The sequence below is a fragment of the Streptomyces beijiangensis genome, assembly GCF_017315755.1.
GTDB lineage: Bacteria > Actinomycetota > Actinomycetes > Streptomycetales > Streptomycetaceae > Streptomyces > Streptomyces beijiangensis.
Genome location: NZ_JAFLRJ010000937.1, coordinates 1 through 203 on the forward strand (window position 1 = coordinate 1; position 203 = coordinate 203).

At 72.9% G+C, this 203-nt stretch carries 1 pseudogene; it reads right to left on the reverse strand.

The window, feature by feature from the left end:
- Window positions 1-203 (reverse strand): annotated as a pseudogene (locus tag J0695_RS39960) (hypothetical protein); the annotation flags it as partial.

A 203-nucleotide genomic window follows, 5' to 3' on the forward strand; every position in this document is an offset into this window, starting at 1 on the left:
GGTCTCCAGCATCTGGACGAGCGACTCGGCACGGGCCGCTGCCGCCTGCCGTGAGGGACCGTCGGCGCCGTCGGTGGATTCGAGGAGCTGGGCGGCGCGGGTGCGGACCTTGTTGGACAGCCGGTCGAGCTCGGTGAGCGCGGAACTCTCGTCGCTCTCGGCCCTGGCCTGTTCGGCACGGAGGTCGGCGTGGGCGCCGACCT